Source organism: Cutibacterium sp. LaCa_255 (genome assembly GCF_057458005.1).
Map to the genome: position 1 here is coordinate 1,099,916 of NZ_CP190956.1, position 14,116 is coordinate 1,114,031.

The window sequence follows — 14,116 nt, forward strand, 5'->3', positions numbered from 1 at the left end:
GTGACGGTGGGTGGTGAAAAGTGTTGGCGACGGCTGGCACGAAGCACGGTCACATAGCCATAACGGGACCGAGGAGGATGCTGCCATCAGCATAACCCGGTAAGGTGATCATTCGTCTCGGGGCGTTAGCTCAGCCGGTCAGAGCAGGGGACTCATAATCCCTGGGTCGCGGGTTCGAGCCCCGCACGCCCCACTCCATCCGATCCTGCAATTTGCCCGGGCAGCTCGCCACTGCGGTTATGGGTTCCGCGGCGTCGAGGTGTGAAATCGTCCGTCGAACCCGGAGCGAAGATGATGTGGGCGGTCATTCATTCGCATGATGAAATGAATTATTCAATCGGATGTTCAGATGTCAGTAAAATGACACATATGAGTCTACCGTGAAGTGAAAACCTGTGCGTTGAGATGCCTTTGTGCTGCACAATTGGTCGTTTTGGCGATGGTGTACTGAAATGCACCATCCCCTCGGTAGCGTGATCGTCGCCTGGGCATAGGAGCCAGGTTATTGATCGACAAGGAGTGTCATTCATGAGATCTACCAAGCTACGTAGGTCGGTTCTTGCCGTCCTCACTGCGGCAGCTACTGCGCTACCGATGACGATGGCAGCCGGCACCTCATGGGCTACGGACTCGGGAATCACTCCCGATCATCCCGGTGGCGTCGCTGCTCCGCACAGCCCGGATGGCGTTCCGTCGAGTGGCACGGGGCCGCAGTTTCGCACCTGGCCGGTGGCTTCCCAGTATTCACACGCGCATGTGGGTACGAATCCAAAGGGAGCTAACGACTTCACGTGTAAGCCTGCGCCAGGTACTCGACCCGTCGTCCTCATCCCTGGTACCGGTGAGGACGCATTCGCCACGTGGTCATATTACGCGCCGGAGCTCAAATTGGCCGGTCTGTGCGTATTCACCTTCAACTACAACATTCAAACGAACCCTGATCGCGAATGGGCTGCCACCGCTGGCGACATTCGTTCCAGTGCCGCGTTTCTGGCCCACTACGTTGAGAAAGTACGGGCCGCGACCGGAGCCGAAAAGGTTGACCTGGTGGGGCATTCCCAGGGTGGAGGCCCCCTCCCTCGTGCCTATATCAAGTGGTTTGGAGGAGATCGGGTCGTCAACCATCTGATTGGTCTCGTCCCCTCCAATAAAGGCACCAGTGTCTACGGTTTGGCTACTTCCGTTGGCCTCGACCGGCCCGGAAGCCTGAGCGCTCGGGCTTTGCAGAACTATGCGGATAGACACAACTATGAGTCGCTTCCGCAGCAGCTTGCGGGCTCTCGCTTCCTGGGTGAACTCAATGACGGTGGGATGACCGCACCGGGTGTCCGGTACACCGTCATCAGTACCAAGTATGACGATGTGGTGACTCCATACACCAACGCATTCATCCGTGAGCCTGGAGTAACGAATATCACCATGCAATCAGTGTGTGCCAAGGACCACACGGATCATTTCGGGTTCACCTATGACCCCGTCGCCTTCCAGGTCGTCTTCAACACGTTGCTTCCTGACAAGGCCAAGGCCATCCGCTGCGTATACGTGCCGGGGTACATCCAGTGATCGTTATCGCTGTTGCTCCATTGGTGTGATGAGTCCTGTTCGCGCTGGTTGCCATCCTGGCAGCCAGCGCGAACGATGTCATGGTGGTGGTCGAGTGCTGTGACTCATAAGTATGAGGGGCTGCACTGGATTGGCCATGACGCGAATTAACCCAGCAAAATACGTATCTGTCGTCCTACCGCAGACTCGTCATGGTTTCCGATGATGGGGAATCCACGATCACGCAGTATTGGGTGGGCGTCCGAGACAACATACGGATGTCCTACTAACTCCAGCATGGTGAGATCGTTGGGCATATCACCAAAAGCTGCGGCGTCAGATGGGTCAATGCCGAGATCTTGACAGACCTGGGCCAACGCCATTCCCTTCGAAACCCCGGGAGCCGCGATCTCCACGAGACCGTTCGTCATGGTGGCGGAAAAAGTCGCCGTGCCGCGGTCGCCCACGATGGGATTGACGACGTCGAAGAGCTTGTCGCTGGGGAAGTTGAAGGTACGCACCAACAGCTTGACGATGCGGCGATCGGCTCCAAGGTAGTTCTCGATCGGTCCCTCGCCGTCCGGAGGGCCGCCAATCTGCCAGCGATCGAATCCCTCGTCGGCGAACCACTGGGTGGCCTCCTCGGTGCAGAACAGAGCTTCAGGCAGGGCCTCGCGGACATCGGCAATGATCTCGGCGACGCGGGTGGGGCTCATGAAGATGTCGTGGAGGACCTCGCCGGTCGTGGCATCGACGCTCACTGCCCCATTTGAGGCCAGCAGGGTCGGATGGATTGAGCGGAACGGGTCGAGAACCGTCAACCAGCGGTAGGGCCGTCCAGTGGCGAAGACGACGTGGACCCCCGCCTCGGCCGCAGCGAGCATCGCCTCGGTGTTCTCGGCGCTGGGCATCTTGTCAGCGCCCAGAAAGGTGCCGTCCAAATCAGTGGCAATGAGTGAGACCATCACAACCTTCCTCGCCCGGTCGGAGATCCCGACGACGTACCGGTGCCGGCTCCCGGCGACTGCATCGACGGGGTGCGCGACGGACTCCTTGATGGGTTGTTCGACATGCTCGGCGATGCGCTCCTACCCGTTGACGGGGACTGCGACTCGCTCGGCGTGACACTGTTCGACCCGCTGCCGTTCGACGGAGACGCGCTCTGGCTCGATCCTTGGCTCGGGCTGGGACTCGAAGAACTGTTGGCAGAACTACTCGACGAGGCCGAGGTCGGAACCGGTGGAGGCGGGGGAGTGGGCGGCACGTTCTGGAACAACAGCACCGCGATGAGTAGACCAGTCAGGGCGATGAAGATTGTGAGCAGCCATGCCACCACAGTCGTCGACCAGCCGACCCTGTCACGACGACCCGGCCACGGCAGCGGCCAGGCGCGCACCCGGCCGGGAAGGGTGTCGTCGATCCAGTGCAACCGGAAATTCGGGCCTGCAACTGACGATCCCGAGAGGGCCGACATGTCGACGGCCTCCAGGATGCGTCGGGTCTCGGCCACCGCTGCTGCCGACCCGTCATAGACCAAGGCCACCCACGGGGCCAGGGACTCACCGCCAGCCCCGCCCGGACCAGTCACAGGGCGGTACAACTCGCCCAAGCGTCCAGAGTTCTGTCCCGCACCACCGCGAGCGATGACGGTCTCGGAGCGCAGGTGGTTGACCTCCCCTGCCAACCGGTCCCAGGAAGCTGGATCACTCGCGGCGCCATGGGACAACAGAATGATGAGGACGGCCTGGCCGTCGTCGTCATGGGCCCGGAACACAGTGCCCGAGGGCATCGCGAGAACACGGACATCGAGCCAGAACTCGTCGATCCTCGGTGGGTCGCACGGTTCCAGGGGCAGGGCCTCGATGGGCCACGGGTTACTCGACATCGCCCACCATCTCACCACATTCCAGCCGTGACCTCCGAACGGCAGGCGTTCGCGCTTGGTGATTTCTCACCGTTCTTGGGCTGCGGCACTCTGACGGTATCGTGAGTGCGGGCCCGTCACGGGTCATGCGCAAGCCAGGCAGGAGACGTTAGTGAGCACCCAGCACTACTCGGATGGTCAGGACATCGGCAAGGGCAACCAGGATGCCCCGATGTCCAATGACGAGGCCGCTCGCCTCATCGGGCAGGCCATCGGGCAGGTCCAGCGGGTCATCGTCGGCCAGGAGCGCATGGTCGAACAGCTCATGGTCGGTGTGTTGGCCAGGGGCCACATCCTTCTGGAAGGTGTCCCCGGTGTCGCCAAGACCTTGGCGGTGCGCTCTTTCGCGACGGTCCTCGGCGGTGACTTCGCCCGAGTGCAGTTCACCCCGGACCTCGTCCCCTCCGACATCGTCGGCACCCGCATCTACTCGGCCTCCAAGGAGACTTTCGACATCGAGCTCGGCCCGGTCTTCGTCAACTTCGTGCTGGCCGACGAGATCAACCGAGCTCCGGCCAAGGTCCAGTCGGCGATGCTCGAGCTGATGGCCGAGAAACAAGTGTCCATCGCAGGACAGACCTTCCCGGCCCCGCACCCCTTCAGCGTCATCGCCACCCAGAACCCGGTGGAGTCCGAGGGCGTTTACCCGCTTCCGGAAGCCCAGCGCGACCGTTTCCTGCTCAAGATCGACGTTCCTTACCCGCGAGGCAACGAGGAGTTCGAGATCCTGCGCCGGATGAGTGTCAAGGCTCCCGAGCCCCAGCAGGTGCTGACTCCCGAGACCGTCACAGCCCTGCAGGACATGGCCTCCGACGTCTTTGTCCACAACCTCGTCGCTGAATACGTGGTTCGGCTGGTGCTGGCCACCCGTAATCCGGGCGATTTCGGGATGCCGGACCTCGCCAACGTGATCCAGATCGGCTGCTCTCCGCGCGCCACCCTCGGTCTGATTGCCGCTGCGCGTGCCCTGGCCCTCGTTCATGGTCGTGACTACGTCCTTCCCACCGACGTCCAGGCTGTCGCCGTCGACGTCATGGCCCACCGGCTGGTGCTCAGCTTCGACGCCATAGCCGACAACGTTTCGGCCTCGGACGTCATCGAGCGGGTTGTCGCCATGGTTCCGCCGCCCACCCCGGTATGGAACGAGGAGCAGCGCCAGGCCGCCCATCAGCAGCACAGCTATCCCGACGACCTGGGCCAGTACCCCGCACCGACGACTCCGCCTGTCCAGCACTGAGGCGTCCTCATGACGCGACCGACATTCCGCGACCCGCAGCCACCGTCGGTGGCGCAGACCCTGGTGAGTCCGCCCACCGGGGCGACCCTGCCGCTCAACCAGCTCGCCCCCGAGGCTGCGCTGCGCCGACTGGAGCTGACGATCGTGCGTCGTCTGGAGGGTTTCCTGCACGGTGACCATCTCGGTCTGCTCCCGGGCACCGGGGCTGACGTCAATGATGCCCGCCCCTACGAGCCCGGCCAGGACGACGTGCGCATGATGGACTGGGCCGTCACCGCTCGTACCACCGTTCCACATGTGCGAGAGACCATTGCTGATCGCGAGCTCGAGGTGTGGGCCCTGCTGGACGTCACCGGGTCGATGAACTGGGGCACCGTGTCCATGACCAAGCGTGATCTGGGGATCGCAGCGGTTGCCACCATCGGATTCCTGTCCCAACGGATGGGGGACCGATTCGGTGGCCTCATCATGCGCCCTGATTCAGTGCGTCGTCTGCCAGCGCGCTCTGGCAGAACTGCCCTCTACGGCTTGTTGCGCTCGATGCTGACCGAACCGATCGTCGCCGACAATGCAGCTGGTGACATGACCCTGGCCAAGGGGATCGAGAACCTGGCTGCGTCGGGCCGACGCCGAGGCATGAAGGTGGTCGTCTCGGACTTCCTCTCCCCGGGCGACAACACCCTCGACCCCAACAATCGCCCCGACTGGGAACGGTCCCTGCGAAGGCTCTCGGTGCGCAACCAGGTGCTGTGCATCGAGGTCGTTGACGCTGCCGAGGTTCATTTCCCCGACGTGGGTGATGTCATGGTGCGAGATCCAGAAACTTCCTTCGCCCACTATGTCGATACCGCCGACAAGGCCACCCGGGAGCGCATGGATGCGGCCTCCCGGGCTCAGCGCGAGCGGGTCGCGGCTGCCATTCGACGAGCTGGAGCCGGTCATCTGCAATTACGCACCGACTCCGACTGGGTCACCGATATTGCCCGCTTCGTGCTCGGGTACCGCCGCACTGCGGCGATCCTGCATCAGCCTCCGCAGGGGGTGACGAAATGACGCCATTGTTCCTGGGCCTGCCTGAGGTCAAGACCCCGTGGGTCCTGTGGCTGCTGTTGATCATCCCGGCGCTGTTGATCTTCTACATCTGGGCCCTGCACCGCAGCCGCTCAACCGCGATGAGGTTCACCAACACCGCGATCCTCGGCTCGGTGATGAGTAGACAGCCGCAGTGGAAGAGACACATCGCCGTTGCTGCCGCGCTGCTGTGCCTGGCGACGACCACCTTCGCGTGGGCCCGTCCGCTGGGCATCGAGAAGGTGCCGCGCGATCGCGCCACGATCGTGGTCGCCATCGACGCCTCCTTGTCTATGAAGGCTGAGGATGTCTCGCCCAATCGTCTCGCAGCTGCCAAGGCCAAGGCCAAGGGCTTCATCAACAGTCTTCCGGAGGGGTTCAACGTCTCGGTGGTGAGCATCTCCGATCATCCCGAGATTCGGATGCCCCCGTCGACCGACCGACCCACCGTGCTGCGTGCCGTCGACGGTATTGACCTGCAGGACGGTACCGCTCTCGGCGGGGCCATCGACAAGTCCATCGAGGCTGTCAAGATGACTCCGGGAGCCAAGGACTCTAAGGATCCCATTCCGGCAGCGATCGTCATGCTCAGTGACGGCGGCAACACCCAGGGCGGGTCGCCGATGGTTGCCGCTACTCGTGCTGCCGCAGCCAAGGTGCCGGTGTACACCATTGCCTTCGGCACCGAGACCGGCTATGTCGATCTCGACGGGAATCGGGAAAGGGTCGCTCCCGACACCAAACTCCTGTCAGCCATTGCCGACCGAACCGACGGTCGGTCCTGGTCTGCGGACTCGGCTGACAAGCTCCAGGAGGTCTACAAGCAGGTGCACTCCTCGGTGGGTTATGAACCGGTGAAGAAGGAGGTGACGTCGACCTGGGCCTTCTACGCCTTCTGCTTCGCCGTCGTCTCCGGGCTGGCGACACTGTCAGTGGCGGTGAGATGGACATGATGACCCTCATCGCATTCGGACGTCCGGGACGACTGTGGTGGCTGGTGGTGCCGTTCGCCTTCCTCGTCGTCTACCTCATCGTCGTCCTGTGGCGTCGCCAACCTCGCCAGGGCCGCAACGAGCTGAAGAGGTTGTTGCCCAGCTCCCGACCGTGGAAGCAGCATCTGGCGATGGGGTTGTCGGTGGTGTCGATGGCGACCATGGTGCTGGCGTTCGCCCAGCCGAAGGCCTATCACGAGGTGCCACGCGACCGAGCGACGGTCGTCGTCGCCATTGACGTCTCACGGTCCATGGTCGCCACCGACGTCGACCCCTCCCGCCTGTCAGCGGCCAAGACCGCTGCCAAGGATTTCCTGGGCGATCTGCCGCCACGATTCAATGTCGCCCTGGTGAAGTTCGCCGCCTCGGCCCAGATCGTCGTCCCTCCCACCACAGATCGGGCTGCGGTGTCGACTGCGATCACCAACCTCCAGGTGATGCCGTCCACTGCGATTGGTGAGGGGATTTACTCCTCCCTCAATGCCTTGAAGCTGGTGCCGGACGACCCGAAGCGTCCCGGACAGAAGCCTCCCTCGGCGATCGTGCTGTTGTCCGACGGTGCCACCAATGTCGGGCGTCCGTCCCTCGAGGCGGCCACGGATGCCGGACGCGAGCACGTCCCGGTGTACACCATCGCTTACGGCACTGCCGGTGGATATGTCGTCGAGGGTGGTCAGCGTCAGCCCGTTCCCGTCAACCACTATGAGTTGGCTGCGGTGGCGAAGGCCTCGGATGGCGAGAAGTTCTCCGCGGAATCGTTGGGTCAGCTCTCCGACGTCTATAAGTCGATCGCCCAGTCAGTCGGTTACGAGAAGGTCTTCGGGGAGGTCTCCGACAAATATGTCGGCGTCGCCCTCGCCCTCATGGTCTTGACGGCTGCTTCCGTCGTCACTCTGTGTGCCCGTTGGCCCTGATTACTCGTCCCGACCGGGAGTAGATTCTTCGACGTCTTCGCAGAAGGAGTTCCCATGAGCGTGGCCGACAATCTGATGGCTGTACGTACCCGCATCGACGACGCCTGCCGGGCCTGTCATCGCGACCCCGACGAGGTGTCCCTTCTTCCGGTGTCCAAGACCAAGCCGCCGAGCATGGTGGAGGAGGCATATCAGGCGGGGTACCGACTCTTCGGGGAGAACAAGGTGCAGGACGCCTTGGCGAAGTCGGAACTCATGGACGCCGATCACCCCGGGCTGGGGTGGGCCATCATCGGCGGTCTGCAGACCAACAAGGCCAAGTATGTCGCCCGGTTCGCCACCGAGTTTCAGGCCCTGGACTCCCCCAAGGTGGCCCACGAGCTCGACAAGAGGTTGCAGAAGGAGGGGCGCCAACTTCGGGTGCTGGTGCAGGTGAACTCCTCGGCCGAGCCCCAGAAGTCCGGTATCGCTCCAGAGGAGGCCATCGACTTCGCCAAGGAGCTGGCGGCCTTCGACTCCCTCGACGTGCGAGGCCTCATGACGGTGGCCCTCAACAGCCCCGACCCGGAGGCAGTGGCCGACTGCTTCGACGTCGTCGTCGGAGTGCAGGAGAAGTTGCGTCAGGAGGTCAACGAGGTCTCCGACTGGGCAGAACTGTCCATGGGGATGTCGGGGGATCTGGAAATCGCGGTCGCCCACGGATCCACCCAGGTGCGTATCGGCACCGACATTTTCGGTGCCAGGACCGATCCCGCGGAGATCTGGCGTCCCTGAACCCGGTCGTCTATGGTTGAGATGTCCATCCGTACCGCTGCAGGGGAAGGCACGTGGTACCGGGAGGACGACCGTGGAAACAACACAGCTGGCCAGTGGAACTCTCTTCATCCACTCGGCACCGACGGCATTGCGCAGCCACATCGAATGGGCCGCCGATGCCGCTTTCGCCATACCCGCGCCGCTGCGCTGGACCAGCCAGCCGGTGGAACCCGGGACGTGGCGTGCAGAGACGCCGTGGCGCGGGGACGTCGTCGATGCCGGCAAGTTCATCTCCACCCTGGCGGCATGGCAGCGGGTACGCGTCGAGATGATGGTGGAAACCGGCGCCGTTCCGCATCGTTGGAGTCTGACACCGAGCCTGGGTATTTTCTCCGCCCACACGGACGAGGCCGGCTCGGTTCTCGTCGACGAGATGAGACTACGAGCCGCCGTGACCGCGGCACGAAGGACAGGACTTCGTCTCGAGGACGAGATCTGTGACCTGCTTGGTGAACCGTGGGACGTCGAGCTGGAGGCCTACCGGGCCTGTGACCCGTCCCTGGACGTATCGTGGCTTGCTCGCGAGGTCGGCTGACTCCTGAGACATGACGAGGCCCCGGTCACACGAACGGTGACCGGGGCCTCGTGCGATTGAATCAGCGGGTGGCGTTGGCGTTGGTGAACGCCAGGGTGACGTTGTGTCCGCCGAACCCGAAGGAGTTATTGAGGGCGACGAGGTCTCCGCCGGGCAGATCAGTCGTCCTGGTGATGATGTTGACCTTGAGCCCTTCCTCAAGCTGGTTGATGTTGATGGTGCCGGGAACCTTGTGGTCCAGCAGGGCCATCACCGACGCGAAGGACTCCAGAGCGCCGGCTCCACCGAGCAGGTGCCCGGTCATCGACTTGGTACCCGTGACGAGCACCTGATCGGTGGCGTCTCCGAGCACCGAGGCGATGGAGTGAGCCTCAGCAGTGTCGCCGAGCGGGGTCGAGGTGGCGTGGGCGTTGACGTGGTTGACGTCAGAGGGGGAAAGCCCAGCCGAGTGGAGAGCCTTGCGCATCGCGGAGGCCTGACCTGAACCGGTCGGATCGGGCTGGACGATGTCGTGGGAGTCGGCGGAGATGCCCGATCCGGCCAGGGTGCCGTAGATCTTGGCACCGCGGGCCTTGGCGTGCTCCTCGGTCTCGATGACCATGATTGCGGCACCCTCACCAATGACGAATCCGTCACGGTCGACGTCCCACGGACGGGATGCGTGCTCGGGGTCGTCATTGCGGGTCGACAGCGCCTTCATCTGGGCGAAGGCGGCTACCGGCAGCGGGTGGATGATGGCCTCGGCGCCACCGACGACAGCGATGTCGGCACGTCCCAGACGAATCTGGTCCAGACCGAGAGAGATGGCCTCCGACGAGGAGGCACAGGCCGACACCGGGGTGTGGACGCCTGCCTTGGCATGTACCAGCAGACCGATGTTGGCGGCCGGCGCGTTGGCCATGAGCATCGGGACGGTGAACGGACTGACCCGCTTGAACCCCTTGTCCTTCTGGATGTCCCACTGGCCGAGCAGCGAGTGCAGACCTCCGATACCGGTGGCGCAGCAGACCACCAGACGCTCGGGGTCGATACCGTTGGAGTCACCGGTCTCGTCGTCGGGCTCGGGAAGCTCCAGGTCGGCGTCGGCCCAGGCCTCCTTGGCTGCCACCAGGGCAAGCTGGCTGGAACGGTCCAGGCGGCGAGCCTGCGGGCGCGGGATGTGGTTCGTCGGCTCGTCCACCGCTGATGCGGCGAACTTGACCGGCACGTCGTCCATCCAGTCGAAGTCCAGGGTGTGCACCCCGTTTCGGCCTTCCAGCAGCCCCTGCCATGTGGTGGGGGCATCGGGTCCCAACGGTGTGGTGGCCCCGAAGCCAGTGATGACGACGTCGCTCATGAGTTCTCCAGTGTCGGTGATGGGTTGGTGCGGGCCGGTGTCCGGGACTCATCCGCCCCGGACACCCTGGAATCAGCCCTTGTGCTCGATGATGTAGTTGACGGCGTCGCCAACGGTCTTAATGTTCTTGGACTCCTCGTCGGGGATCTCGACGCCGAACTTCTCGTCGCAGGCGTAGATGATCTCGACCATGGAGAGAGAGTCGACGTCGAGGTCGTCGACGAAGGACTTCTCAAGGGTGACCTCGGACTGGTCGACACCGGTGATGTCGTTGACGATGTCAGCCATGTCGGCGAGGATCTGGTCTTTATCGGCCATGATGATTGTTCCTTTTCTCGTGATTTCCCCGGGCCATCGACCCGAAGTGTGTGGGTGGTGTTCGTGCCATGGATATGGGTCTCAGGGGAGCCGGATGACCTGACCGGCGTACACCAGTCCGGCTCCGAAACCGATGATGAGGGCGAGGTCGCCGCTGTGGGCCTCCCCACGCTGAAGCATACGGTCGATGGCGATCGGCACGGACGCGGCGGAGGTATTCCCCATGTCAGCGATGTCGTGGCAGATGGTCACCGACTCGGGCAGTTTGAGGTGGCGGCAGATGACGTCGGTGATGCGATCATTGGCCTGGTGCGGGATGAAGACGTCGAGGGCTTCGGGGGTGATCCCGGCCGCGGCCACCGCTTCGGCGGAGCGCTTGGCGACGTCGGTCATGGCCCACTTGAAGACCGCGCGGCCCTCCATGTGGATCAGGGGGTGGACCTTTTCGGGATCGGCGCTGGCGCTTGCCCAGTCCTCGATCTCGATGGTCTTGAGCTGGTCAGAGCGCGATCCCCAGATGACCGGACCGATTCCCGGCTCGTCGCTCGCGCCGATGATTGCAGCCCCTGCGCCGTCGGAGAAGAGGAAGGCAGTGGAGCGATCGTCGAGGTTGGTCATCTCGGAGAGCTTCTCGACGCCGATGACGAGCACGTTGTTCGCGGATCCGGTGCGGATCATCGAGTCGGCCAGAGCGGTCGAGTAGCAGAATCCCGCGCAGGCACCGTTGAGGTCGAAGGCTGCGGCGTTGCCCAGGCCGAGCTCGCGAGCGATGTAGGTCGCCAGGCTCGGGGAGGGACGATGATGCGAGACGGTCGCGACGATGATGGCGTCGATCTGCGAGGTCTCGAGGCCGGAGCGCTCAAGGGCGGTACGAGCGGCCTCGGTGCCCATCGACAACACGGTCTCGGACTCGGTACCCCAGCGACGCTCGGTGATACCGGTGCGTTGTTCGATCCACTCCGGGGTGGAGTCGATCATGGTGCACATTTCCTCGTTGGTGACGACCCGCGAACCGCGGACTGACCCGGTGGACAGGAGCTGCGAGTACCTGTCGACCGGGCGGGTCTTGATGGCTGTCATGTATTCTCCTTGCCAGCGTGGGTCGCGATGAAATCGCGGGCAGCCGGAATCTGGTCTGGGGTGTTGAGGTTGAACAGCTCAACACCCCCGAGGTTGCGCTTGGCGATACCCGTCAGGGTGCCAGCCGGGGTGAGTTCGAGCATGCCGGTGATGCCGCGCTCGGCCATGGTGCCCATGCACAGGTCCCAACGCACCGGGTGGGCAACCTGGTTGACAAGACGATCAACGAACTCGCGTCCGTCCGTGACGACGACACCGTCGCGGTTCGACAGCAGGGCCACCGACGGGGTGGTCGTCGGCATGGCCGCGGCGACCTCGCGCAGGTGGTCAACGGCAGGCTCCATGTGAACGGTGTGAAAGGCGCCGGCGACCGAGAGCGGGAAGAGTCGGGTACGAGCCGGAGGCTCAGCGGCGAAGGCCTCGAGTTGCTCGACGGTTCCGGCCGCGACGATCTGACCCTTGCCATTGTGGTTGGCCGGGGTGAGGCCCGCAGCCTCGATGGCCGCCAGGACCTCGTCAGGCTTGCCACCAATGACGGCGGTCATCGAAGTCGCGGTGCGAGAAGCGGCCTCTGCCATGGCGCGGCCGCGCTCACGGACGAGAACCATTGCGGCCTCGGCCGAGAAAGCACCAGCGGCAGCGCCGGCGGCGATTTCGCCGACCGAGTGTCCGGCCAGCAGGTCCGCCCTGGAGAAGATCTCGGGATCGACCGACCATGCGGTCGCCAGCGCGGCGGCGACGAGCAGCGGCTGGGCGACAGCGGTGTCCTTGATGGTCGCCTCGTCGGAGGTCGTGCCGTGGGTCACCAGATCGATGTCGGCCACCGCTGACAACCATGCGAGGTGGTCAGAGAAGGTGGGGTCGGACATCCAGTCCGACAGGAATCCTGGTTTCTGGGCTCCCTGGCCCGGAGCGACGATTGCAAGCACGTTCCCACTTTGCCCCCTGGCAGGCCCTGAGGCGAGACATGGAACCGACGAAGTACCCGGGGTTGCCTTTGTGGGGTTTCCACAAAGGGGCAGGGGGGTTCCTCCAAAACCCGGTGTGTGTCTCGAATCAGGCCCGATTGGCGGCCTCCCGGCGTCCCAGCACAGCGGCAATGACGTCATTGACGGGGGTGTCGACGCCCACCTCGTCACCCAGTCCGGGAACGGCTCCGACCTGGGCGGCATACTCGCTGGGGCGACCGGCAAGGATGTCGCGTTGGAATGAGGTCGTCGAGGCAGGATCCTGTCCGGCGAGGAACCTGAGGTTCTTCTCGACGAAGTCGTCGGCGATCTTGGCGCCGTGTCCACGAGCGACATGCACCGTCTCGTCAATGCACCGGGCGAAGATGTCGCGATGGGTGCTGAGTAGGTCGCCCAGAGCGACGTCGAGGACGGCCCCACAGGCTCCCTGGGGAACGACGGAACACATCTTGACCCACAGCGTGGTGGTGATGTCGGCGATGACGGGGGAGACGATGCTGGCCGTCTCGTAGGCAGCTCGCAACTCATCGATGATCGGATTGGGGGAGTCGTCCATCGTCGAGACCTCCAACATGCGAGGTCCGCCCAGATCCATGACGAGGCCTGGCTCGACGATCTTGACCCATTCCCTGCAGACACCGGGGGCCACGTGCTCGGCGCCGATGATCTCGGCCAGCACCCGAGGTGCAATGACGCCATTCTGGGTCGTGACGACGAGGGTGTCGGGTCCCATGAGAGCAGACAGGTGGGTACGAGCGGCATCGGCTACCTGGAAGGTCTTGGTACACATGAGCACGACATCGACCTCTCCGATCTCGGCAGCGTTGTCAGTGGCGGGAACGTCGAGGGTCACCTCGGTGTTGCCGACGATGCGCAGTCCGTGCTCGCGAATGGCTTTCAAGGTCTTGCCACGGGCGACGAAGGAGACGTCGGCCCCGGCGTCGGCCAACACGCCACCGTAGAAAGCGCCGATGGCTCCGGCGCCGATCACAGCTGCTCTCATCGCTCCGCCTCATTCTTGACGGTGGCGCAGGCGGCGACCATCGCCTGTTCGACTGATTCCCGGGCGTCGGGGAGGGTTGCTGGCAGCAGCGGAACCTTCATCGCTGCCAACGTGCGCTGCATCCCCATTCCGGCGTGAGTGGCCACGCATGCCACGACCTCGTGTTCGCGCAGGAAACGGACGATACGAGCGTGATGACTGCCCTCGGTGCCCTCGTCGTGGAGGCGGTCCCACTCCACCTCGAAGGTCTGCCACTGCGTGACGTGACCGTTGTCATCGACCTGTGCGACGGCCACCATGGGTGCCTTGCCGAACCGGGGCTCCACCGAGCCGTCCGGGCGAACTGGAATCATGACGTTCATAACGTGAGCCTAGCTTCC

The 14,116-nt window shown here is 63.8% G+C and carries 15 protein-coding genes and 1 tRNA gene; 8 read left to right on the plus strand and 8 right to left on the minus strand.

The window, feature by feature from the left end; all coding sequences use genetic code 11:
* Positions 1–119 precede the first annotated feature (119 nt).
* Positions 120–193 (plus strand) — tRNA-Ile (locus ACP8ML_RS04905).
* Between the two features lie 335 nt (positions 194–528).
* The gene (locus ACP8ML_RS04910) at positions 529–1,563 is read left to right on the plus strand and encodes an esterase/lipase family protein (protein WP_117189567.1); all 1,035 of its coding nucleotides are present in this window, start codon (positions 529–531) and stop codon (positions 1,561–1,563) included.
* Between the two features lie 146 nt (positions 1,564–1,709).
* On the opposite strand, the gene ACP8ML_RS04915 is transcribed toward ACP8ML_RS04910, so the two are convergent.
* Entirely contained in the window at positions 1,710–2,507 is a 798-nt protein-coding gene (locus tag ACP8ML_RS04915; protein ID WP_016667464.1) for an HAD hydrolase family protein, read from the minus strand.
* Positions 2,507–3,427 carry a hypothetical protein gene (locus ACP8ML_RS04920; protein ID WP_117189568.1) on the minus strand — a complete coding sequence of 307 codons (921 nt, stop codon included), beginning with the start codon at positions 3,425–3,427 and terminating at the stop codon, positions 2,507–2,509. The genes ACP8ML_RS04915 and ACP8ML_RS04920 overlap by 1 nt, the downstream gene beginning before the upstream one ends.
* 151 nt (positions 3,428–3,578) lie before the next feature.
* Here ACP8ML_RS04920 and ACP8ML_RS04925 point away from each other — a divergent pair, with 151 nt between their 5' ends.
* The 6 genes from ACP8ML_RS04925 (at position 3,579) to ACP8ML_RS04950 (ending at position 9,031) form a co-directional block, all read left to right on the plus strand.
* Positions 3,579–4,703: an AAA family ATPase gene (locus tag ACP8ML_RS04925; RefSeq protein ID WP_117189569.1), complete on the plus strand. Its 1,125-nt coding sequence runs from the start codon at positions 3,579–3,581 to the stop codon at positions 4,701–4,703.
* 48 nt (positions 4,704–4,751) lie between these two features.
* Positions 4,752–5,756 (plus strand): DUF58 domain-containing protein, encoded by a 1,005-nt coding sequence (locus tag ACP8ML_RS04930; protein ID WP_171023463.1) that lies wholly within the window; start codon positions 4,752–4,754, stop codon positions 5,754–5,756.
* Positions 5,753–6,727 carry a VWA domain-containing protein gene (locus ACP8ML_RS04935; protein ID WP_117189570.1) on the plus strand — a complete coding sequence of 325 codons (975 nt, stop codon included), beginning with the start codon at positions 5,753–5,755 and terminating at the stop codon, positions 6,725–6,727. Before ACP8ML_RS04930 ends, ACP8ML_RS04935 begins: the two co-directional genes overlap by 4 nt.
* The gene (locus ACP8ML_RS04940) at positions 6,718–7,680 is read left to right on the plus strand and encodes a VWA domain-containing protein (protein WP_221269013.1); all 963 of its coding nucleotides are present in this window, start codon (positions 6,718–6,720) and stop codon (positions 7,678–7,680) included. The genes ACP8ML_RS04935 and ACP8ML_RS04940 overlap by 10 nt, the downstream gene beginning before the upstream one ends.
* 54 nt (positions 7,681–7,734) lie before the next feature.
* Complete coding sequence (locus ACP8ML_RS04945) at positions 7,735–8,454, plus strand: YggS family pyridoxal phosphate-dependent enzyme (protein ID WP_117189572.1); 720 nt, start codon at positions 7,735–7,737, stop codon at positions 8,452–8,454.
* A 73-nt stretch (positions 8,455–8,527) separates the two neighbouring features.
* Positions 8,528–9,031: a DUF3145 family protein gene (locus ACP8ML_RS04950; protein ID WP_486703046.1), complete on the plus strand. Its 504-nt coding sequence runs from the start codon at positions 8,528–8,530 to the stop codon at positions 9,029–9,031.
* A 61-nt stretch (positions 9,032–9,092) separates the two neighbouring features.
* Here ACP8ML_RS04950 and ACP8ML_RS04955 read toward each other — a convergent pair whose 3' ends face one another.
* The 6 genes from ACP8ML_RS04955 to ACP8ML_RS04980 form a co-directional block, all read right to left on the minus strand.
* Entirely contained in the window at positions 9,093–10,367 is a 1,275-nt protein-coding gene (locus ACP8ML_RS04955) for a beta-ketoacyl-[acyl-carrier-protein] synthase family protein (protein WP_117189573.1), read from the minus strand.
* A 72-nt stretch (positions 10,368–10,439) separates the two neighbouring features.
* Positions 10,440–10,685, minus strand: coding sequence for an acyl carrier protein (locus ACP8ML_RS04960; RefSeq protein WP_004811613.1), 246 nt, complete (start codon positions 10,683–10,685; stop codon positions 10,440–10,442).
* Between the two features lie 81 nt (positions 10,686–10,766).
* Entirely contained in the window at positions 10,767–11,765 is a 999-nt protein-coding gene (locus ACP8ML_RS04965) for a beta-ketoacyl-ACP synthase III (protein ID WP_117189574.1), read from the minus strand.
* Positions 11,762–12,634 carry an ACP S-malonyltransferase gene (locus tag ACP8ML_RS04970; RefSeq protein ID WP_249361296.1) on the minus strand — a complete coding sequence of 291 codons (873 nt, stop codon included), beginning with the start codon at positions 12,632–12,634 and terminating at the stop codon, positions 11,762–11,764. Before ACP8ML_RS04970 ends, ACP8ML_RS04965 begins: the two co-directional genes overlap by 4 nt.
* A 187-nt stretch (positions 12,635–12,821) precedes the next feature.
* Positions 12,822–13,736, minus strand: a complete 915-nt coding sequence (locus tag ACP8ML_RS04975) for a 2-dehydropantoate 2-reductase (protein ID WP_486703047.1) — start codon at positions 13,734–13,736, stop codon at positions 12,822–12,824.
* Positions 13,733–14,098 carry a NifB/NifX family molybdenum-iron cluster-binding protein gene (locus tag ACP8ML_RS04980; RefSeq protein ID WP_016667476.1) on the minus strand — a complete coding sequence of 122 codons (366 nt, stop codon included), beginning with the start codon at positions 14,096–14,098 and terminating at the stop codon, positions 13,733–13,735. Before ACP8ML_RS04980 ends, ACP8ML_RS04975 begins: the two co-directional genes overlap by 4 nt.
* Positions 14,099–14,116 lie beyond the last annotated feature (18 nt).